The 21,814-nt window shown below is 58.1% G+C and carries 19 protein-coding genes; 10 read left to right on the forward strand and 9 right to left on the reverse strand.

What is annotated here, in order from left to right; translation table 11 throughout:
- Positions 1–205 precede the first annotated feature (205 nt).
- Positions 206–2,428, forward strand: a complete 2,223-nt coding sequence (locus tag IFT66_RS08740; RefSeq protein WP_192077374.1) for a DNA cytosine methyltransferase — start codon at positions 206–208, stop codon at positions 2,426–2,428.
- On the opposite strand, the gene IFT66_RS08745 is transcribed toward IFT66_RS08740, so the two are convergent.
- On the reverse strand, positions 2,380–3,063 hold the full coding sequence (locus IFT66_RS08745) for a hypothetical protein (RefSeq protein WP_192077375.1): 684 nt from the start codon (positions 3,061–3,063) through the stop codon (positions 2,380–2,382). The genes IFT66_RS08740 and IFT66_RS08745 overlap by 49 nt on opposite strands.
- Before the next feature lie 938 nt (positions 3,064–4,001).
- Here IFT66_RS08745 and IFT66_RS08750 point away from each other — a divergent pair.
- From IFT66_RS08750 to IFT66_RS08775, 6 genes are all read left to right on the forward strand, one after another.
- Positions 4,002–4,211: a hypothetical protein gene (locus tag IFT66_RS08750; RefSeq protein ID WP_207105881.1), complete on the forward strand. Its 210-nt coding sequence runs from the start codon at positions 4,002–4,004 to the stop codon at positions 4,209–4,211.
- An 84-nt stretch (positions 4,212–4,295) separates the two neighbouring features.
- Entirely contained in the window at positions 4,296–4,658 is a 363-nt protein-coding gene (locus tag IFT66_RS08755; RefSeq protein ID WP_192077377.1) for a hypothetical protein, read from the forward strand.
- Between the two features lie 287 nt (positions 4,659–4,945).
- A complete protein-coding gene (locus IFT66_RS08760; RefSeq protein WP_192077378.1) occupies positions 4,946–5,755 on the forward strand; it encodes a hypothetical protein in 810 nt (269 codons plus the stop codon).
- A gap of 6 nt (positions 5,756–5,761) precedes the next feature.
- Complete coding sequence (locus IFT66_RS08765; protein WP_192077379.1) at positions 5,762–8,026, forward strand: integrase catalytic domain-containing protein; 2,265 nt, start codon at positions 5,762–5,764, stop codon at positions 8,024–8,026.
- Positions 8,027–8,034: 8 nt separating this feature from the next.
- Positions 8,035–9,171, forward strand: coding sequence for a TniB family NTP-binding protein (locus IFT66_RS08770; RefSeq protein WP_192077380.1), 1,137 nt, complete (start codon positions 8,035–8,037; stop codon positions 9,169–9,171).
- Positions 9,172–9,195: 24 nt separating this feature from the next.
- Positions 9,196–10,896, forward strand: coding sequence for a TniQ family protein (locus tag IFT66_RS08775; RefSeq protein ID WP_274604837.1), 1,701 nt, complete (start codon positions 9,196–9,198; stop codon positions 10,894–10,896).
- A 151-nt stretch (positions 10,897–11,047) separates the two neighbouring features.
- Here the strand turns inward: IFT66_RS08775 and IFT66_RS08780 are convergent, their stop codons facing one another.
- A complete protein-coding gene (locus tag IFT66_RS08780) occupies positions 11,048–12,250 on the reverse strand; it encodes a YbfB/YjiJ family MFS transporter (protein ID WP_249406407.1) in 1,203 nt (400 codons plus the stop codon).
- Positions 12,251–12,556: 306 nt separating this feature from the next.
- Between IFT66_RS08780 and IFT66_RS08785 the strand changes: the two genes are divergently transcribed.
- The gene (locus tag IFT66_RS08785) at positions 12,557–12,772 is read left to right on the forward strand and encodes a hypothetical protein (protein WP_062455558.1); all 216 of its coding nucleotides are present in this window, start codon (positions 12,557–12,559) and stop codon (positions 12,770–12,772) included.
- Between the two features lie 53 nt (positions 12,773–12,825).
- Here IFT66_RS08785 and map read toward each other — a convergent pair whose 3' ends face one another.
- From map to IFT66_RS08820, 7 genes are all read right to left on the reverse strand, one after another.
- Positions 12,826–13,584, reverse strand: a complete 759-nt coding sequence (gene map / locus IFT66_RS08790; RefSeq protein WP_192077382.1) for a type I methionyl aminopeptidase — start codon at positions 13,582–13,584, stop codon at positions 12,826–12,828.
- Between the two features lie 58 nt (positions 13,585–13,642).
- On the reverse strand, positions 13,643–14,686 hold the full coding sequence (locus tag IFT66_RS08795; RefSeq protein WP_192077383.1) for an LLM class flavin-dependent oxidoreductase: 1,044 nt from the start codon (positions 14,684–14,686) through the stop codon (positions 13,643–13,645).
- 397 nt (positions 14,687–15,083) lie between these two features.
- The gene (locus IFT66_RS08800) at positions 15,084–15,554 is read right to left on the reverse strand and encodes a hypothetical protein (RefSeq protein ID WP_192077384.1); all 471 of its coding nucleotides are present in this window, start codon (positions 15,552–15,554) and stop codon (positions 15,084–15,086) included.
- Between the two features lie 56 nt (positions 15,555–15,610).
- Positions 15,611–16,075, reverse strand: coding sequence for an SRPBCC family protein (locus IFT66_RS08805; protein WP_192077385.1), 465 nt, complete (start codon positions 16,073–16,075; stop codon positions 15,611–15,613).
- Positions 16,076–16,166: 91 nt separating this feature from the next.
- Entirely contained in the window at positions 16,167–16,928 is a 762-nt protein-coding gene (locus tag IFT66_RS08810; protein WP_192077386.1) for an ABC transporter ATP-binding protein, read from the reverse strand.
- Positions 16,925–17,926, reverse strand: a complete 1,002-nt coding sequence (locus tag IFT66_RS08815) for a FecCD family ABC transporter permease (protein ID WP_175487249.1) — start codon at positions 17,924–17,926, stop codon at positions 16,925–16,927. The genes IFT66_RS08810 and IFT66_RS08815 overlap by 4 nt, the downstream gene beginning before the upstream one ends.
- A gap of 71 nt (positions 17,927–17,997) precedes the next feature.
- On the reverse strand, positions 17,998–19,023 hold the full coding sequence (locus IFT66_RS08820) for an ABC transporter substrate-binding protein (RefSeq protein ID WP_113110787.1): 1,026 nt from the start codon (positions 19,021–19,023) through the stop codon (positions 17,998–18,000).
- Positions 19,024–19,278: 255 nt separating this feature from the next.
- On the opposite strand from IFT66_RS08820, the gene mqo reads away from it, so the two are divergent.
- Positions 19,279–20,943 carry a malate dehydrogenase (quinone) gene (gene mqo / locus IFT66_RS08825; RefSeq protein ID WP_192077936.1) on the forward strand — a complete coding sequence of 555 codons (1,665 nt, stop codon included), beginning with the start codon at positions 19,279–19,281 and terminating at the stop codon, positions 20,941–20,943.
- 159 nt (positions 20,944–21,102) lie between these two features.
- Entirely contained in the window at positions 21,103–21,810 is a 708-nt protein-coding gene (locus IFT66_RS08830; RefSeq protein ID WP_174196380.1) for a glutathione S-transferase N-terminal domain-containing protein, read from the forward strand.
- Positions 21,811–21,814 lie beyond the last annotated feature (4 nt).

The raw sequence follows: 21,814 nt of genomic DNA on the forward strand, positions 1-21,814 counted from the left end.
GTTCCATAGCATTGCAGTCGGCTATTATCCTCCAGCACGACATCCAAGTCGTTGATGTCAAGGTTGCAGTCTCTCCATGCAAGGACACTGACAGAACCACCTCAGAGCAAATCTAACATTCATTAAAACTTTAAGCTGTCCCTTATTGAGACAAAAACTTGCCACGAGATATGTCTCCTCACCTTGCCCAAGAAGGAGACAGAGCATGCCTCAGGTCCAGCCGGAAGACGACCCGCTCCTCAAAGCCCGATTGAAGCGGTCGAGTGAGAATTTTGACCAGCACCGGATGCAGGCGTTCGACACTTCTATAAAGCATCTGGTGGATGATCTTGAACGACTACGGCCGGAAGGCGAAGACTTTGTAAAGACCTTCGTTGCCAACCATGGTGTTCCCAAGCGCCATATCCGAGCCCATCTAAATTTTGAGGCCATTCTTGGGCCTATATCTGCCCAGATGCGCGATGGTCGCCTCGATTTGGAAACTCTGGTCACGCTCTTCGAATTGGGAAAGGCTGCACGCGAAGAAGTGATGCGCTTCGTCGAAGGGGGACATCCTACCGACACTAAAGAGGTTACCCGTATAGCCGCCGATTGGCGGGAAATGCGAAAGACTGACGACGAGGCTTATCATCATGAGACTCTGCGCATACTTGGCAAGGAACGTCTAAGTAAAGTGCGGCGCGAGGGCATCGCCTTCCGGAGAGCTGCCAGCGCCTTACATAAGTTGCTCGTCAGCTACGACGAGCTTCCTCCCGAAGGAAAATCCCCCGCTCGCGCAAAAATCATGCGCCGTGCCGCGACGCTCCACGCTCGCTTTACTACTGAGGTATCCAGGAAAGCCGTTCTGATTGAAGACTGGGGGACCATCACAAATCCTGCCGAACGAAAGTTAACCGAAGCGGAGCATGCCCTTAAGGTTCTCGCAGACGGCGAATTTCATCACACCATCCCGAGTTTCAACCCGAGTGTGGACTTTCCAGCACCTTTTAAGTTTCGGGCACAGGACCTGCCAACCTGGAGTGCCACAGAATCCGTAGGTTTCTTGGCGCGAAAAAAACGACCATCAGCGACCTCAAAACGGCACAACGCGCGACCTGTGACTAAGCTCTCAGCAGTGGAAATTTCTGCAGGTATCGGCGCAAAGGCGTTGGCCTTAAAATCAGCAGGCTTTGTCCTCAACCGGATTTTCGAGAGCAATGCGAAGTCGGTTGATGTCATTAAGCGGAACCGTCCAACGTGGCCGGTGCACCGGTTAGACCTCAACAATTTCGATAACATCCAACAGGCGATGGAGCCCGTCGTTCGTTCCCGCAGGGGAAAACCGTTGGACCTTATCGCCGGTGGCTTGCCGCTGAAGCCATGGCAAGGGAGAGGGACCGATGAAGAGTATCAGGATCAGGCCAACCTCGCATTGATCAATATGGTTGAAGCTTACGACCCGAAAGCGTTCTTCGTGGAGATCGACGAGAAGCTTTTGAAGGATGGACGGATTCAGCTTTTTCAGTGGATGACGACATTCTTCGCCGGGCAACGGTACCACCTCGACGTTTTCGAACTTCCCTATAAACACTATGGAATTCCGCAAAATCGGACCGGACACTATTTGGTCGGCGTCAAGCAAGAGTTCGCCGATCGGCTGAGGCGGCCAATCATCCGACATCCCAAAACGCCCTCAGCAACTGAAATCATCAGCGATGTTGCCTTTCCACACAGGACTGTGCAGGAATCGGCCGAGAAGAAGGTCACAGCTAAGCAGAAAAAGTACGATGATTGGGCTTCCGAGTTTCTCGACAAAGGCCCGACCATAGTTGGAGATTTAAAGGGTGCATGGTCCACGACAAATAAAGAAACCTGGCTGGAGTACAGGATCGATCTGGATGCAACGAAGGGCGATGCTGCGGTCCGGGTCGGAAAACTTCCCGGAACCTCGCTGATACCGCTTACAACCAGTATGATCAAACGATGGCAGGGCATTCCAGACAAGTGGGAAGTTTCCAACGGCAGAAAAAGGAAGGGCGACAGAATTACACTGCACCAGCAGGTGAAGATGCTGTGCGCCGAGACCCCTCCCGTGATCACGCTTGCAGTTGCACGGAGCGTGCATGCCGCCTTGACCGGCGAATATGTTGATCTCGACAGCCCGGGCGCCTTGTCCATAAGTTCTTCCCACTTTATGCATCACCCGTTAGACCCCTACGATGTCGCTGACCCCCGGCAACAGTCGGCGGCGTTATGGAAGAGAGGAGTTCGCGCGATGCTCGGCCTAGATCTGTCACACCTTGTGAAAGACGACTTCGAAGTGTCCGATCTTCCTGATGTAGATAGCGATCCCGAAGGCGTGACGAAACCAGTTAGGTTCAGGCCAACGCCAGGGAAGCGTCAAAAACCCAAGGCTGCTTCCAAGCGAAACCGCCTCAGTCGCTCGTAGATAGCCTTACCCAACTGCTCCAGCTCGTGGGTTTTGACGGAAATCTCCTCGTGGCCGTCCAGCAGGACGGTCACGTCCAGCCCATCTAGGGAAACACGCCAGTTGTGTCCTTCAGGGCAACTGAATACGAAGCTGTCGAAGTCCGGACAACGCTCGCAGCCAATTGCCACGTCCTCGTCGGCAAGCATGGCGTTCTTTATAACGGCGTACGTTCGCGCAAAATTATCGTCGGTAAAATATCCGTCGCGGCTTCTGTCGAGATAAAGCAGACCATGACCACGTAACCATGTCGACAATTTCTCGAAAACAGCTTCACGATCGGCAGTCATCTCGTAGCGCGATTCTGAATTGAGAAATTTCTGATGGACCCAGCCGCTGTCGCCGATCGCTATGTTTTCCCAGAACGTGCCGCACATCTCGGACCCTCTCCAACTTGATGCCGTCGTTGTCGTCATTGCGCAACGCCCCAGCTGGATTTCGACCGGCGAAATGATGTTGCCATCCTTGCTTTTGAATTCGATATAGATGGCGCCGTCGGCGTAACGCTGAATCTTGGGACCGATGCCGAGTTCTTCGAGCAGGGGTCCGAGATGCTCGTTGATTTCCCCGACACGGTTTAGGACATGACTTTTCACTGGAATTCTCCATAGCTGAGTTATGAAGAATTCTCGGCGATACCCATGCAAGTAACTACGCTCTTCTCTCCCTGATATCTTCCAATATTTTTGAGCAATTCCGCTCAATTTACTTCCGAGAAACCATCTAATATTACGGTCTAATGTTGTTTTTCGCGACGACGCATGGACTCGATGCCCAAGTCGTGCAATCGTCCGACCAGTTCATTTGGGATGCGAACGATGCCCCTGCGAATAGGCCACAACTTCTAGAAAAGGCTTCCAGCCCCGTGACTGCGGCCATGGCGTCGCCTTGATGTCTTCTAGTGGTTAGTATCGCGTCGGAGCCAATATCCCATGACTGGACAAGCAGATCAAAAAAAATTCGTTGATCTTCGACCCGTTTCAAAAGGGTATTTTCTATTATTCGCAAGCACTTGCATGGCGCTTGTGCCAAAAACCGTAAAATTCGTCGAAGCAGATTTTACACTGTCTGGCCTTTCAAGCCGCGTCATAAGGATCGCGGAAGCAAGAGTCCAAACCTGCAGTGGAGAAAGTCATGTTGATTTCAGCGACGTCCCGACGGTCCGCGTTTAGCCAAATCCCAGTCACGACCCGCCGTGGAGCATACGTGCCCGTATTTCGGGCGGCGGCGAATCCCGGTGCGCTCAAAATCCAAGGAAGCACGCGTGTTGCGGTTTCCACGGGCAACAACACAAACATCCGAAAACTCGGAATTTTTTGCAGGCAGATTTCGCCCGTCCACCTTTCATGCTTTCGTCCACCTTCCTACACGACTGAGCCCGCACCTTTGGAAGGGCTTATACCCGTCGTTTCGATGATAGCCATTGACGCGCCGATAGCGGCTATCCCGGCCTAACCCACCCGCAACTTACCCGCTGAGTTTCTGACCCATTCAGATGGGCGGCGAAGCATTGCCAAAATTATGGAGAAACCGCATGTCGTCCAGTCGAAAACGTAACGCTTCCAACGCCGCCGATCTTGCCAATTGGCATCCGCCTTTCATTGACGCGACCGCTAACGGGCGGAAGGCGACCGCTGAATTGCCTGCCGCGTTCACGACCGCATTGAAGAAGCTCAAGCGCCTCCGCAAGAGGACGAAGGACAAAATCGCCGCCGATCGCGACGATTGGAAGCGTCACTGCTGACTACCCAACACTGTCCATGGCCAGTCACCACGGCTCTTGGAATGGCAACACCCCTACTTCCCCAGTTCTAAACGGAGTTTCCCAATGTCTGACGACCCTAATTTGAATGAATTGTTCAAGGCACCGTCCCTCAGCCGCGTGCTCAAAAATTTCAGCGAAGAGAGCAGGACGTTGTGCTTTCAGCATGCCTATCGCTGCACCATCTTTCCCGCCCCGACGCTAGCCCGGTTTTACCGGAAGTACGAAGACGCGGCGTCCCGTCATAGCAAAAGGCTTGCGGCTGCGGGCCACGATCCTTTGGACATTGCAACGCGTGGTCAGTTTGACCGTGTCTTCTCGATCATGCGGGTAAAGCGTGGACCGCTTCCAGGCCTGCTCGGGCAGTATCGCACGCGTCTGCAGGAAGAAGCAGTGGAGCCAGCCGTCAAAGCTAAAGGGAGAAAATAAAATGAGGAGCACAAAGGATACCTATCAGTACATGGCGGACCTTGATGGACTGCGGGAATGGTTCGCGCACATCGAACATAACAGTCCCCGGCCCCGCCATATTTCGTCGCGGCTAGCCCTCGTCGGTGAGACGCTCCGATCGCCCCGGTGCACTCATTCAGGTTCGAACAGGCCTCGTCACCGGCTCTAGCCCATTGCCCGGCCGAACTTCTGCGTTCGGCAAAGTCTTCGACCTCTGACGAGGCGGCGTCCGCCTCGTCTCAAGAAACCAGGTATTGGAGGGACGAATGCGTCGCGAACACTACACCAAAGACGTTCTGTACACACTGCGCGAGGGGCGTCAGTTTAACTTCACAGTTCCTGCCGAAGCACATTATCTGCCCCACACCGGCCCGGCTCGTTTCAGCAGACCGGCGCCGTCCTCAGGTATGCGTAAGCAGCCGGAGAAAAACACTTCCGCCCGTCGCGGCACTGCCGTGCATCTTGCGAATAACCAGGAGATGGGCTTTCAAGGCGCCATTGAAATGAACGCGCTGATCATCTTCCAGGTAACCCTCGAAGTGGTTGAGTTCCGAGAAGAATTTCCGAAAGTTGAGTACAGGGGAAGTGACGATAAGCTGCATGAACACACCTTCGACCATTGGCTCCGTCTTAGGGATGGTACGCGGCTTGTCTCGTCCGCGAAGCCCGCATTCCTAGCGAATCGCGGTGGCCTTGCCGACACCCTGCGGGAAATCAAACCCTTTGTCTGCCCTGCTTTCGCCGACGAGATCCATATTCTGACAGAATACAATGTGACCGACGCGGCGGCAAACAGTGCAAGCCGTATTCTCAGGTCCCGGCGATCCCGCAATCAGGCCCATGTGGAAGAAGTCCGGAGTATTGCGAAAGGCATTCGAGGAGCCTTTTACCTTGGGGCTCTTGCGGCGCTCGGGAAGATCGAAGCGGACTACCAGGAAGCTATCTGGGTTCTGATCGACGAGGGTTTTCTTAGACCCCAGTCCGTGATGGACAGCCCTCTCGGCCGAGATTGGATCGTCAGAGCGGGTCAGATCGACGATCACACGTTGTTGTGCGTCGTTCGCGGGTCGGAGTGACAGAACATGACCGCAGCTGGACCGCAGGCGCCGCAAATCAGCCCGACCTATGTACCGCGCTACTTCATTGGTGAAACTGATGCTGTGGAAATTGACGGCAAATGCTTCAGTTTCCGTAGCTCCAACAATTTTGAACATGAGCTGATCGACAGCAACGGGCTTCCACAAAAATTCAGCCACGAGACGATTTACGACCTCTGGTGCCACCGACGCTTCCACATCAAACGCGGTCATTTTGCGGCTGAGCAGGCTGCAGCGAGCAAGCTCGCGAGCGGTTTCACGCTCCAGCAGTTTTCCGAATACAAAATCACAAAGGCGCTCTTCTATACGGCGGTGATCGAGGAGTTGATCCGGTTCGAAGGTAAGAAGCTCAAGGCGCTGACTGATAAGGGCTACAATCGGAAGGCAGGATTTGGTAACAGATGTCTATCGATCCTGATGCCGGTTGCCGAGGGCATCGTAAAGGAAAATTGGAAGGCAAAACGGGGCGGCACGCCCTCGATCGACATCACGCTGCCAAGTCCCGATCACTTCCGAGACCTCATCAACCGGTTCAGGGCAGCGAATTTCGAAGCAGTCGCTATTGTCGATCTCCGGATGGGGCGCAAAGCAGTCGATTATCTCGAAAACGTCCATCCGGACGATGTCGCGCTGTGGTCGGAATACGCTGAGCGCTATTGCAGCCCTCGCAAGCCGCATATCACCGAAATTGCTGACGAGCTGAGGGCCGCCATTGAAGAGCGGAACCTAGCACGCGAAGCTGGAACGCGTGAATTTCAGATGCCGCCGCCGGGCATTCTGACGAAGATGATCAAGGCCAAGGGTCGGTTCTATCTGACCTGGAAACGCTTGGGGCCGAAGGCGGCAGAGAACGAATTCAATATTGTTCATGGCGGTTTGCAGCTCGACCGACTCGGCCAACGCATCGAGATGGACGAGTGGCACGCCAATATCCAGGTACTGCTCGCCAAAGCGGGCGTCTGGGAAACATTGCCGTCTGAACTCAAGAAGGTCATCAAGCGCCAAACACGCCCTTGGCTGACAGTTGCGATCGACGCCGCCTCGCGCTGCATCCTGGCAATTTCCTTCTCGCGGTATGATCCATCTCACCGCTCCGCCCTTCGGGGTTTGGAAATGGCTGTTTCAGACAAAACGCTCATTTCGCTGGCAGCGGGTACTCAACAACGCTGGATCTACGGCCTCATTCCCGAAGTCATTGTTACCGATGCTGGCGCAGGCTTTCGCCACGCTCGCTTTCGCGCCGCGATTTCGACGCTGAAGGCACTTCACATGTTTCCGGTGACGGGCCGCCCTCAGGCCCGTGGGACCATCGAAAGCTTCTTCAACACCTGCGAAAAGCGCTTCCTGCAGTATTTCAGCGGCAGGACGTTCACCAATATCCTCGAACGCGGCGATTACGACTCTGAGAAGAACGCATCTCTTTTGTTCGATGAGTTCTGCCTGTATTTCACCCGGGCGATTTTGGACATCTATCACCAGACTCCGCAGGAAAGCTTGGGTTGGGCAACGCCTGCCGATGTCTGGCTGCGTCTCTCGCACAAATCGTCCATGCTTCCACCAGTCACGGACGAAGAGCGCCGGTTGATCTTCGGAACCCCTGTAAAGGCTGCAATCTCCGACAAAGGAGTGCGAGCTAACGGCCTTCATTACCAGCATCGTCTTCTGCAAAAGCTTCGTTACGACGATCCACGGCTTCCCAAGAAGAATCTCAAGGCTCGCCGCACCGATATCCTTATCGACCGCTTCAATATTTCTCGAATTTCATTCTTCGCCGATGGCGCCTGGCATGAGGCAAAGCCGACGATTGGCTTGCCGGATGGTGTCAGCATTTGGGAGTGGAGCAATGCTGCAGCCGTCTCCATGGCGGAAAATAAGGAAAACGCTGCCCTGCGCCTCTCAATCATGCTGGCTGAAATCAATCGGCAACGTGCCTCGGGAGAAGCCGCAATGTGGCGGTCTGAACTGGGTATGGAAGCCATGACGCCCAAGTCTTTTGATGACATCCAGCGCAGGTACTTCGCAAACGAGGTGGTCGGCGACATGGCCGAAACCAACCCTGTACTCGCTCAGTACGTGTCATCCAGTGATCCCATCGGCCTGCCGCTGAGCGTGATCCGTGACGATAACAAGCCCGAAAACGACGACCCTGCCGATGCTCCAGAGGAGGCCGCCCCCAAGGCTGACCGATCCGCGTTCACACCGTTCCGTCGTCGTTCGCGCGACGACAATTATAAGCCATCCGAAAGCTGAGGTTTCATATGGATAACGCATTCACGAAGCACCAATTCAAATCGTCCGCGCAGGCGATTTATGACCGAATGTCTCCCGAGTTGAAAAGACGCGCCGAAACCATTGGCAGACTCCATTCCTATTACTACGAGACAGCGTTCGACGAGCGGTTTGAGGTCTATTTCGAGGAGATGATGACCAACGTCGTCGCGCAGCTCTTTGGGGGGTCAGGCAAGCAACGAGTCATGTTTGTTATCGGCAACTCCAACAGCGGAAAAACATCACTTGTTCAGCATCACCTGCAGAAGCGCGAGGAGTTGAAGTCATTTCACAATGATGTCGGAGAAGAAGTATCCCCCATCCTCCGCTTTGATGCCCCCAGTAAACCGACTGGGAAAGGCTTGGCGCTCGCGGGACTGGCAGCCCTGGACTATGACGTCGTCGCAAAATCAATGAACGAGTACGAGCTGTACGACCTTCTCGTCAAGCAAATGATCGAGAATGGCAAGGTCATCGCGCACATCGATGAGATGCAGCAAATTGTCAGCGCCAAAAACGACGACAAGATCCAATCCGTCGCCGACATCATCAAGCTGATGGCCCAAGTCCAGGATTATCCCATCCATTTGATCTTCAGCGGCCTCCCATCGATCGCAAACTTCCTGGGTGCTCGCCGCGACCTCCCAAACCGGGACCAGCAGCTGTCCAACCGTTCCCACGGCGTTGTTGAGCTGCCGATACTCAACAGTAACAGCACAGAGGACAAGAACGCTGTGCGGGAGGCGTTGGTTGGCATCGCTGCTGTTGCCGACCTTCGTTTGGGCAAGGACGTCGACGACGATCTCCTGCAGCGGACGATGCATGCCGCAAGCTACGCGTTCGGCTCCGTGCTTGAGTTGGTGAAGAAGACCTTCATCAATGCCGCAACCTATGGAGATAGTGTCGTCACCAAAGGAAACTTCGCAGCCGCTTATTCTCAATGGCGAGGTTGCCTTCCTGAAGAGAACATCTTTCTCGCAGACGATGACATGTGGATCCATATTCACCCGGAAAACTCTGTGTCCCATTTGCTTGCCGACACTGATAGTGCCCAGTCAGAAAAGTCTCCTGGTTCGAATACGACGAGACGCGGGTCGACGAAAAAAAAAGACAAGGGAGTGGTTTGAGTGGCACTCGTCAAATTTCCTATCATGCCATCGGAGCCTTTGGCGTATTTCACGTCCAGGTACGCGCGAAGCAGGGGCGTTCGTCTACACAATTTCATTCGCCATTCGGGAGCGGATGTCAGAAATAGTGCTAGGTACGAACAATCGTGCTCTATTCTTGCGCGATTAACCGGAAATAGATCGACCGACCTGGAGCAACACGCTCAGGTGCGGCAATCATCAAGTTCTAGGCTCTTCGGTCAGTTGCTTTCACCCTACCAGTTGGACCGCGAGCGCCCTCGCTTTTGCCCCAAGTGTGTCGAAGCCGATGTCGAAAATGGGAACGGGAAACTGAGTTCACGTCCCTACTTTCGGTCCTCATGGATGATCACAGCGATCGCCTGTTGTCCGATCCACGATGTCATGCTCGCCACACTTCCGATCAGATACGATTGGTATCGCTGCCCGGACTTCTCGAACGCGATCTACGACAACTGGACGGTGGTTCTGCAAGCGGCTCGCCAACCGGAAATCCGTGTCGCCAGCAACTTTGATCGATATTTCAGCTCCAGGATGACTGGTGGGGATCTGACCAACGAAATCCTTGACACGCTTTCTTACTCGAATGCCATTTCCTTTTGCCGAGAGGTTGGCGCTCTAGATGTTGGAGGTTCTACTGGGAACAGACAACGAAAGTCTAACCACGCTGAAGTTGCAGCGGCCTGCGCAGAGGGCTTGGACTTAATTGCTGGCGGCTTTCCAGCCCTGCGCGATTTACTGCGGCGAGCTGCGAGACACCACACTGCATCGGGCACGGGTTTCGGATCGATACTTCATCACATCGCCGTTAATATGGAGCGGCCTGGTTATCTGAAAATTGCGGAGGTTGCACGCGAAGTAGCGTTCAGTCATACCACAGCGAAACGTGTGCTTGGACAGGCGCGAAGCAACGGGTTCACAATCAGCAGCGCTGTGGACAGGTTCAATATCAATCCGCCAACCGCGCGGAAAATGTTTGGACCGAGTTTGCGGAAGGACAACCCGGTGATCCCTTTCAAAGTGGCAGAGGAACTTGCTTCGAAATGGAATGACAAAATCGGACGGCTGCCACTCAGTAAATTTCTGAACGTCAACGTCGAGGTGCTCGACGAAATCGAACAAGCTGGTCTGTTAGTTCGTCACAAGCTTGGTTCGTTAGCACATCGGGTTTACCTTCGGAGCGAAGTAGATGCATTTTTACTTCGATTGGTGCACCACGCGACGCTTGATCCCGTGCCAGAAATGCAACCCCTTCTGGGGAGCCAAGCTCGGATCTGCAAGGTGTTGAAGGGCATCATCGACGGCACGATGCGTGCGGCTGTTTTGCCTGGCCCTGGTCCTTTTGGGCTAGGAAATCTGCTCGTCCATCGCGATGACCTGTATCGGCAAGCCTACGTCATGCCAGCCGGGACCCAAACAACAGGTCATGTCCAAATGAAGCTCAGAGTAAGCGCCAATCTGCTTACTAAGCTTCGCAGCATAGAGATTATCGAGAGCGTCATTTTCAATGATGAAAAAGGGCGCGAGCGCATCCTGTTCAAAGATGAATCAATCGAGGCATATAATCGGGAGTTCGTTTCAGTCCGCTACCTCGCACGTACGAAAAGCGAGATCGAGCGCGTCGAAAGGCGACTGGTAGGCATCCAGCCCGCTTTCGATTTCGGAGGGACAGATCGGGTTTATCGACGACAGGACATCCCGAAATAGGCAACTCGTGCAGACATCAGTCATCAAGCCCGCCAAGTTGGCGGGCTTTTTTGTTGCCGTCGTGCCCAAACAATCGAAATTCAAGGTTTTTTATATCGACTTATTGAGGAATTTCAAAAGGAGCTTCAAGTGCAAGACGCACTGAAAACATTCACTTATTTTCGTTAATCGTGGACTCCCAAGTGAGCCCACCAATCAGCGGCAATGCCAGCCCGACACACACGACAAGCGCGCCGGCTGCAATCAGCGACGGCAGGGTGAAACTGCCGCTCCGCTCGGCTATAAACCCTGCCACCAGCGGCCCGACGATCTGCCCTGTGCCGAAGGCGGCGGTCATGAAGGCAAAGGCGCGGCGTGGACTTTGCGGCGCAAGCTGGCGCCCGAGCTGCAGCCCGTAAGCGGTAACGACCATGAACGTCGCCCCGAGCAGCAACCCGCCGAACAGCGCACCGGAAACCGCCGGCAGCATCACAGAGCCGAGCACGCCGAGCCACAGCAGCGCGATGGCGGCGCAATAGGCCGCCCCGAGCCCGAGCCGCCTGACGAAGGGCTGCCAGGCAAACAGCGAAACCGTGGCCGCACACCCGGTAACGAACCAGGCCAGAAACTCGACCACCGACCCGGCATTGCCCATCCGCGCAATCGCGACAAGAAAGGTTGCGGTGATCACGTAACCGAAGCCGAACAGGCCATAGGACAGCGTTATCAGCACGAGCGGACGGTTCCAGACGAGCCTGGGCTCGACGGGTACCCGCGTCTCCCCGGCCGGCCGCGGCAATCCGCGCGACACCAGGAGGAAGACAAGAAACGCGATTGCCGCACCCGCAAACCAGTTGATCCGCCACCCGTGCGCCGCATCACCCGCCACCGTGTTGACGATGAAGGCAAGCGCCGAAGACAGCGCGATGCCGGCGCCCACGCCACCGTAATGCAGCATGCCGACAGTCGGACGGCCCGCCGCATGCGGCAGCACCACGGCCGAGGTAAAGATCATCGAAAACGCACTAGCAAGCCCGGCGAGAAAACGGATCACCACAAACACCGTGACCGATGTCGAAAGACCCATGGCCGCCAGAAGAACCGCTGTCGCCAGCAATCCTCCGAGCGCCACCTGCCGCTCGCGACCTGACGCCCAGCCATAGGCCGAAAGCACGGCACCGGCCAGATAACCCGCAAAGTTACCGGCTGCAATCGTACCCGCATCGGCAGCCGAGATCGGGATGCCCGCGATCATCCCCGGCAGCACCGGTGTATAGAAGAACCGGCCGAACCCCATCGCCGCCGCCATAGCGACGCCGCCGGACACGCCGATCATAAGGGGGGTTCGAAGCTGAGGCGTAGAGATCTGCAACATGTCGCCTTATCCCAGCGGCGGTTGCGCTGCACAATGCAGAAATTGTCATCGCTGCGATGACGAGCGCTGATGGGTGGTCGGGCAGTCTCAAATTCGGGTCACCTGCAATCCCATTCCCGACACCACAAATCACGACTTCTGTCGCTTTGCTGACACGAATGACGGGCATTATATGAAGGTCGACAGGGGCTCCGGTGATTCGGATGTCCCGGCCGGCGTTCATTTTAGGAAATCTACGCATCGTACCCTTCGAATGCCGTTTCAGGTGTTCGGATCGATTTTGTAGGGATGATGGAGTTTATATTGATGAACCAGGATCTTACCCGTTCAGACGTGATGTCCGACCCTTTGATCTCGCAGCTGCGCGAGGCCGACCAGATCGGCAACGCGGCGTTTGCCCAGTTGCTGGAAAGCGCTGCCCGTCGCCAGACCAGCCTGATGATGGACAAGCTCAATCAGGAGCGCGCCGACGCTTTCTATCGCAGGCTAGATATCGTCTGCAGCAAACACAAGAAAAGCTGATCGGATCGACCCGGCCGACTCTTCGGCCGGTCTGCTGACAGAGCTAGGATAGCCTAGTCTGCCAGCGTCAGGATCAGCGGCCCGTTGCGCGTCACCACGATCGTGTGTTCGAACTGCACGGTCGGCGCCTTGGGTTCACTGTAGAGCGTCCACGGATCGCTCTTGTCGTCGCCGTCTTCGGCCCATTCGCCGCCGAGAGACAGGAACGGCTCGATGGTAAACACCAGCCCCTCCTCCATGATACGGCTTTCCTGCGGATCCGGCCATGTCGGCACTTCACCCGGCTCCTCGTGCAGCGAGCGGCCGATGCCGTGGCTGGAAAGATTGGTGATCAGCGTATAGCGGTTCTTCTTGGCAAACGCCCCGATCGCGTTGCCGATGCCGGCGATCGGCTTGCCCGTCTTCACCTGCTGCAACCCGGTCCACAGCGCCCGCTTGCCGTCGCGGCACAGTTTCTCGATCTCGCGCTTGACCGGCGGCACGCAGAATGAGGCGCCGGTATCGCCGTAAAAACCATCCTTCAGCGCCGAAACGTCGATATTGACGAGATCGCCCGCCGCAATCGCCCGGTCGCCCGGAATGCCGTGCGCCACTTCCTCGTTGACGGAAATGCAGGTCGCACCGGGAAACTGGTAGTCATGCTCCGGAGCCGACTGCGCGCCACTGTCTTCCAGAAGCTTGCGGCCGATCGCATCCAGTTCGCGGGTGGTGATCCCGGGCTCGAGCGCCTTGCCCATCAGGTCCACCGCGCGGGCGCAAAGCCTGCCGATCTCCTTGAGCTTTGCCAGCTCGTCTTCGTTCGAAATGATCATCCGTCCCGCACGTCCACTCTCTGTGAGGTCGCCGGTTTCGCGCCAACCGCCCGGTCCGTCAATTGGTTTTTGGCGTGCCGATCTCTTTTCTGACGATCGGCGCCACTTTCGTGCCGTAGAGTTCGATGCCGCGCATGATCTGCTCGTGCGGCATCAGGCCGATCGCCATCTGCAGCATGAATCGGCTCATGCCGAACACCGTGTGGGCAGCGATGATCTTTTCCGCCACCAGCTCCGGCCCGCCGATAAAGAGATTGCCGATCGGACCACGGGCCTGGTCGAAATGCGCCCGGTTGGTCGGCCCCCAGCCGCGCTCGCGACCGATCCGGTCCATCACCGAAGCCTGCGGCCCGTAGAACTGCTGGGCAGCGATATCGGTCGTATCGGCGATGAAACCATGGACGGCGATGCTGGTCGGCAGGGCGGCGGCATCATGCCCGGCCCGCGTCGCCGCCTCGCGGTAAAGCTTGAAGAACGGCGCAAAGCGCGGATATTCGCCGCCGATGATGGCGACCGCAAGCGGCAGGCCCATGGCGCCGGCCCGCGCCACCGATTGCGGCGTGCCGCCAACCGCGATCCACACCGGAAGTTGATTCTGCAGCGGCCGCGGATAGACGCCTCGGGCATTGATCGGCGCCCGCTTTTCGCCCTGCCAGGTCACGATCTCATTGTCGCGTAGCGCAAGCAGCAGATCGAGCTTTTCCGAAAACAGGTCGTCGTAGTCGCCAAGGTCATAGCCGAACAGCGGGAAGGATTCGATGAACGAGCCGCGCCCGGCCATGATCTCGGCCCGGCCGCCGGAAATCAGATCGACTGTCGCAAATTCCTGAAACACCCGCACCGGATCTTCCGAAGACAGAACCGTCACGGCGCTCGTCAGCCGGATGTTTTTGGTGCGCACGGCCGCCGCCGCAAGCACCGTCGCCGGTGACGATATCACATAGTCGGCCCGGTGATGTTCGCCGAGCCCGAACACGTCGAGCCCCACCTGGTCGGCAAGCTCGATCTCTTCGAGAAGGTTCGCCAGCCGCCGTGCCGCCTCCCCACCCTTGTTGAGCGTGGTCGGGTCGAGATCACCGAAAGTGTAAAGGCCGAGTTCCATCGTCAGAAGATATCCGGTTGCTGATGCCAGTCACATAGTCACCGGACAGACATCCCGCAAACCGGATTTTCTCGAACGGTTCGTTCGATCAACTCGAGTGGCAAAAAGGGATCCGTTTTCAGACAGTTGAAGGCAAACCCGGATTCGCATCGTCAGCGCTCAGCCATGGCGGAATCAGGATACAAGCGAGACTGCCCAAGCGCTTGATAACCCTCGGCTAAACTACATCGTAGTTTCGTTATGGCGGAGAGTGAGCCGAACACAGGCCAGTTTTGCCATGGCGAGAAAGGTCACGCCAACCTGTCCCAAACTCCAGCCGCTCATTGCTGGATCTCAATCAGGTTATGCCGCGGCGGGAGGCCTCCGAAAACTGCCGAGCCCGCGCCGATTGACCTCGTCAGCTCGGGATGAACGACCATTCCTCTGCTATGAACTCGATCGTCTCGTCGCGGAAATAATATAGGAAATGCCGTGAGTGAACGGTGTCTGCCCCGATCTCGTCCCAAGACACGGCATCGCGGTCAGGGTCGGGACCGACTAGCTCATAGAACTCGCCCCAACGAGGAGCAATACCGCTGTAACGACCATGGCCGTCTACCTTATACCATTCATGATCATTGGTGCTGTCCCAGCGCCAGCGGCTGCAGCCAACAAATCTCAAGGTGCCCCATGTCTCCTCAGATTTCGGACTTGTCTTCGAAAAAAGGCTCAACGCCCTGCGTACACCTGTCGGCTTTTTGTCGGGAACGGTCCTGAACGCGCGGAACCGGACCTTGACGGAGGGGCCCTCAGCCGAAACTTGGGGCTCGGGCGCATTAGGTTCGGCCACCCAACCTCGGCCGAGTTGCAGTTTGACGAACTTGAGCATGGACTACACCTGGCCAAATTGCATAACCGATTCAACCCAATTCGAGAGTTCACGGCCTACATCGTCTTGGCAATCTCGGCCATCTGGTCCGCAACCACGCCCCAGCCTTGCTCGAACCCCAGGTCGCGGTGGGCGATCATGTCTTCCTCGGACCAGTGAACGGAAGTCGCCGTATAGCGTGAGCGTCCGCCGCCGATATCCTCGAACTCGACAATCCCGGTCATGAACGGCTTGGCCGAGGGCACCCACCCGGCGGTATAGGCGTCGGTGAAGACGATCTTCTTGTTCGGCACCACTTCCAGATAGACTCCGGCATTCGGCACCGTTTCGCCTTCCGGCCCCTGCATCAGCACAAAACTCTCGCCGCCGGGGCGAAGGTCGGCGCGCGCCTGCGTCACCTTCCAGGGCAGCGGGCAGAACCACTCGCCGAACCGTTCCGGCGTCGTCCAGACCTTGTAGAGTTTCTCGGCCGGCACATCGAACTCGCGGACGATCTGCAGTGCGTAAGCGGCGTGTGTCATCCGTCTCTCTCCCGTGCGTGTTCAACGTGCTGAGGACATGAGCCTACAACGAATGCGTCGCAAGGGAAGCGCGAATACGAGGTTTTCGGATCTATCGCAGATAGTGGATATGCGGCCGCCCGTGATGCGACGAGGTTTCCACCCGCGCATCGACCGAAAACACGTCCCGCAGAAGTTCCTGCGTGATGATCTCCTCCGGTGTCCCTGACGCGACGATCCTGCCCTGCTGCAGGATGATCAGGCTGTCGCAGAACATCGCAGCGTGGTTGAGATCGTGCAGCGCGATCACGCTCGTCACCGGCAGACCGGCAACCAGCCGCATGAGGCTGATCTGGTGCTGGACATCGAGATGGTTGGTCGGCTCGTCGAGGATCAGTTCCTTCGGCGATTGCGCCAGCGCCCTGGCGATATGCACACGTTGCCGCTCGCCGCCGGACAGGCTCTGCCAGCGGTCGTTGCGCTTTTCCACCATGCCGGAGCGTTCCAACGCCTCACTCACCGCCTCGTCGTCGGCCGTCGACCAGCCCGAAAACATCGACCGGTGCGGAAACCGCCCGAGCTTGACCACATCGATCACGCGCAGACTGGAATTGGTCGTCGCATGCTGCTCCACGAACGCCACCCTCTGCGCGATCGCGCGGCGCCCGATCGTGCCGATATCCCGGCCATCGAGCGTCACTTTGCCCGCATGTGGCGTCTTCAGTCCGGCGATCAGGCGCAAAAGCGAGGTCTTGCCCGATCCGTTCGGCCCGAGCAGCCCAACCATCTTACCCGGTTCGGCCACGAAGGACACGCCGTCGAGAATGGTCTTGCGGCCGATCTTCCAGCTGAGATTTTCCGCTTCGATGCTCATGACGACTTCTGGAACCGGTAGAGAATGACGGAGAAGAACGGCACGCCGACCAAAGCCGTGACGACGCCGATCGGCAGAACCTGCTGCGGGATCAGCGCCCGCGAGGCGATATCGGCGAGCACCATGAAGATTGCACCGACGATGGCGCAGGCCGGCAGCAGCCGGATATGCAAAGGCCCGACGATGAACCGCGCCGCATGCGGCACGACGAGACCGACAAAGCCGATCGTTCCGACCATCGAGACGATCGTCGCCGTCATGATCGCCGTCAGTGCAAACAGCACGATGCGCGCCCGACCGACATTGACGCCGAGCGAGGCAGCCGCCTCGTCTCCGAAGGCAAACGCGTCGAGCACCCGCGCATAGAACAGGCAGACGATCAGGCACACCCCGACGACCACAGACACCAGCATGAATTCCGGCCAGCGCACGCCGCCGAAACTGCCGAGTAGCCAGAACATCACGTCGCGCGCCTGCTGCGCATTGCCGGATGTGGTAACGATATAGGAGGTTGCCGCGTTGAACAGCTGCGATGCCGCAACGCCCGCGAGAATGGTGCGATCCGCCCCGCCCCGCGCGCCGTTCGACAGCAACGCTACGAAAAAGAACGCCGCGAACGCGCCGGCAAAGGCACCGGCCGAAAGCGACACCGTTCCGGCACCGAGGCCGAGAATGACGATTGCCACAGCCCCGGTGGAGGCACCGGCGGAAATGCCGAGCACATAGGGTTCAGCCAAGGGATTGCGCAGCAGCGACTGCATGATGGCGCCAGACAGCGCGAGACCCGCGCCGCAGAAGGATGCGACCAGCGCCCGGCTGAGGCGGTAGTCCCAGATGACCGTCTCGTGGATGCGGTTGAGCGCGATCGCCGTCCAGCCCAGCCGGTTGGTGATCGCGGCATAGGTCGTCGAAAGCGGGATCGGCAGGTCGCCGATCCCGACGCTCACTCCGACCACGAGACCGATGGCGGCGAGCGACGCCAGCAGCAGGCCGAACAGGACGGCAAGCTGCCGCCCGTTCTGCCGGCCCGTATGCCGGCTTTGCTGCGGGATCGGTCGCTGCGTTTCGCTCACTTCAGGAGACCAAGCGCCTTGAGCTGCGAGGCCACCTGTTCGGCGCCGTAGATCGTGCGGATGGTCGGGTTCATCGCCTGACCGTCCATCACCACCATCGCCTTGTTCTTCACCGCCGTGATCTGGCTGACGGCCGGATCGGTGGTCAGGAACTTGATCTTGGCGTCCGGCTTGTCCAGCTCCCAACGGTTGCGGTCGAGATTGGCGACCACGATCACATCGGGATTGGCAGCGATGATGCTTTCCCATCCAAGCGTTGGCCATTCGGCTTCCGCCGTCACGGCATTCTTGCCGCCCAAGAGATCGGCGATGAAGCCGGAGGCCGCGTTCTTGCCGCCGAGATAGGCATCGGCGGTCGGCGACTGGCTGGAGAACCAGAACAGGTAGGAGAGTGTCTTGCCGTCCTTGGCAACGCTCGAACGAAGGGCTGCCTCACGCGCCTTGAAATCGGCGATGACCGCTTCGCCACGCTCGGAAACGTCGAAGATCTGCGAAAGCTCGGCGATCTCCTTATAGAGCAGGTCCATATTCCAAAGCTGGTCGCGGCTGCCGTATTCGTTCTTCACCTTTTCGGTGGAAAGGCAGGTGCTGGGCGAGATATAGGTGGGGACGCCGACTTTCTCGAAATCCTCGCGCTTGGCAACCTTGCTGGTCGGGCCGATCAGGCTCGGCAGCGCGGCGGCGGCAAAATCCGGGTTCTGCGCCAGAATGCTCTCGAATGTCGGGAATTCGACAGTCAGCAGCTTCACCTTGGCATTGGCTTCTTCCAGTTGCGGCAGAACCTTGCTCGGCCAGAAAGCGGTTCCGACCATCCTGTCCTCGAGCCCGAGCATCAGCAGGATTTCCGCGCTGTTCTGGCCAAGTCCGACGGCCCGTTCCGGGGCCTTATGGAAGGTGACGGAAGCGCCGCAATTGTCGATCGTCAGCGGGTACTGGGTTGCCGCCTCGGCAAGATCGGCAGTCGCGAGACCAAGAGCGGCGCAAAGGCCGGAGACGGCCAGAAGAGACTTAATCGCTGTCACGAGAGTGGTTCCCTATTGAAGGACGATGGGCGCACGCGCCCTATATCCACGCCGCCGGATCAAAACAAGATGAATTCAATCATCTTTTGAAGAACAGCCGCCGCGTCACGCTGTCCTACCGACAAAATGCCGCAACGGGGGCTTGTCGGTCTATGATAAATCCCTTAGAGACCGCCGCGGGAGGAGCGAAACACCAACAATTCCGAGGTGGCGATGCCTTCCAAGAACAATAACATTTCGTCCTCCACAAGCGGCATGGCGGTCAGCCGTCGCCAGCTTCTCGGCTCCGCTGCGGGCGGCGCTGCTGCACTTGGCGCAACGACGCTTCCGAGCTGGGCGCAAACCACCTCTCCCGAAAAGACGGTCGACGTTCTCCTCGTCGGCGGTGGCATCATGAGCGCCACGCTCGGCGTTCTCATCTCGCAGCTCGAGCCGACCTGGACGATCGAAATGATCGAGCGCCTCGACAAGGTCGCGATGGAAAGCTCCAACGGCTGGAACAACGCCGGCACCGGCCACTCGGCGCTCGCCGAACTCAATTATTCGCCGATGGACAGCAACGGCAATGTCCAGATCAACCGCGCCATCGAAATCAACGAAGCGTTCCAGGTCACCCGTCAGTTCCTGGCACACCAGGTCGATGTCGGCGTTCTGAAGGATCCGCGCTCGTTCATCAACTCGACGCCGCACATGAGCTTCGTCTGGGGCGAAGACAACACCGCGTTCCTGGCCAAGCGCTTCGAGGCGCTAAAGGCAAGCCCGCTCTTCTCCGGCATGGAATTCTCCAACGATCACGCCAAGATCGCCGAATGGGTTCCGCTGATGATGGAAGGCCGTGACGCGAACCAGAAGCTCGCCGTCACCTGGAGCCCGCTCGGCACCGACGTCGAGTGGGGCGAAATCACCCGCCAGTATGTGGCGCACCTGAAGGCCCAGCAGACGTTCACGCTGCGCACCTCGTCGGAAGTCGACGACATGCAGAAGAACGACGACGGCACCTGGACGGTCAGCTATTCCAACCGTGACACCGGCGCATCCGAGACCGTCAGGGCAAAATTCGTCTTTATCGGTGCCGGCGGCGGCGCATTGCCGCTTCTGCAGATGTCCGGCATTCCGGAAGGCGACGAATATGCCGGCTTCCCGGTCGGTGGCTCGTTCCTCGTCTGCGACAAGCCTGAGTTCGTCGAACGCCACCTTGCCAAGGCCTATGGCCAGGCCGAGACCGGCGCTCCGCCGATGTCGGTGCCGCATCTCGACACGCGCGTGCTCGAAGGCAAGCGCCACATCCTGTTCGGCCCCTTCGCCACCTTCTCGACGAAGTACCTCAAGGAAGGCTCGCTGTTCGATCTGCCGGCTTCGGTCACGCTCGACAACATCTGGCCGATGGTCAAGGTCGGCACCGACGAGTTCGCGCTCGTCCAGTATCTCGCCGGCCAGCTGATCATGTCCGACGAAGACCGCTTCGAAGCGCTCAAGGTCTACTTCCCCAACGCCAAGGCCGAGGACTGGCGCCTGTGGCAGGCCGGCCAGCGCGTGCAGATCATCAAGCGCGATCCCGTCAAGGGCGGCGTGCTGAAGCTCGGCACCGAGATCGTCGCGGCCAAGGACGGCTCGATCGCAGCCCTTCTCGGCGCTTCGCCGGGCGCCTCGACCGCAGCCCCGATCATGCTCGATGTTCTGAAGAAGGTGTTCGCCGAAAAGCTGAAGACACCGGAATGGCAGGAACGCGTCCACACGATCGTTCCGAGCTACGGCCAGAAGCTGAACGACAACCCGGACATGCTGGCCAAGGCATGGGCCGCCACGGAAGCCCGCCTGCAGCTGGCCATCGCCTCCCCGGCGGTCAACGCAGCAGCCGCCGCCAACCCAACGGTAACGCCCGCCGGCGACGTCAAGAAAGTCCCGGACATCGCGTTGTAATCGCGGCGGCCTGGACGGAATGAATGGAGCCGGGTGTCCGCAAGGACGCCCGGCTTTTTCGTGGTGCAATTCGGGCTGACAGCCACGGAAACGTTTCCTCTTTTCCACGGGCAGTCACCGAACTAGGGTGTTCTGGATAGTTCAACCCGAGGATCCCCCATGGCCGATCTTTCCGCTTATCCGATCACCACCCGCTGGCCCGCCCAAAACCCTCAAGTCCTTCAGCTCTATTCGACGCCCACGCCGAATGGCGTGAAGGTTTCGATCATGCTGGAGGAGACGGGCCTGGCTTACGAGCCGCATTTCATCAATATCGGGGCGAACGAGACCTGGGAGCCGGAGTACCTGTCGCTCAACCCGAACGGCAAGATCCCGGCGATCCTTGATCCGGATGGTCCCGGCGGCAAGCCTCTGGCGCTGTTCGAATCCGGTGCGATCCTGATCTATCTTGCCGAAAAGACGGGACAGTTTCTACCCGCCGACCCGGCCGGCCGCTACGAGGCGATCCAGTGGGTGATGTTCCAGATGGGCGGGCTCGGTCCGATGTTCGGCCAGCTCGGCTTCTTCCACAAATTCGCCGGCAAGGATTTCGAAGACAAGCGCCCGCGTGACCGCTACGCCAAGGAGAGCGCTCGGCTGATCCGCGTGCTGGAAACCCGGCTCGCCGGTCGCGACTGGGTGATGGGCGATGAATACACGATCGCCGACATTTCCATGCTCGGATGGGTTCGCAACCTGATCGGCTTTTACGGTGCCGGCGACCTCGTCGGCTATGACGAGCTTGTCCATGTGCCGAAATGGCTGGAACGCGGCCTAGCCCGTCCCGCCGTGCAGCGCGGCCTGGACATCCCGAAACGCCCCGCCTGACATT

This window comes from Rhizobium sp. CFBP 13726, from assembly GCF_014841925.1.
GTDB classification, from domain to species: Bacteria; Pseudomonadota; Alphaproteobacteria; order Rhizobiales; family Rhizobiaceae; genus Neorhizobium; species Neorhizobium soli.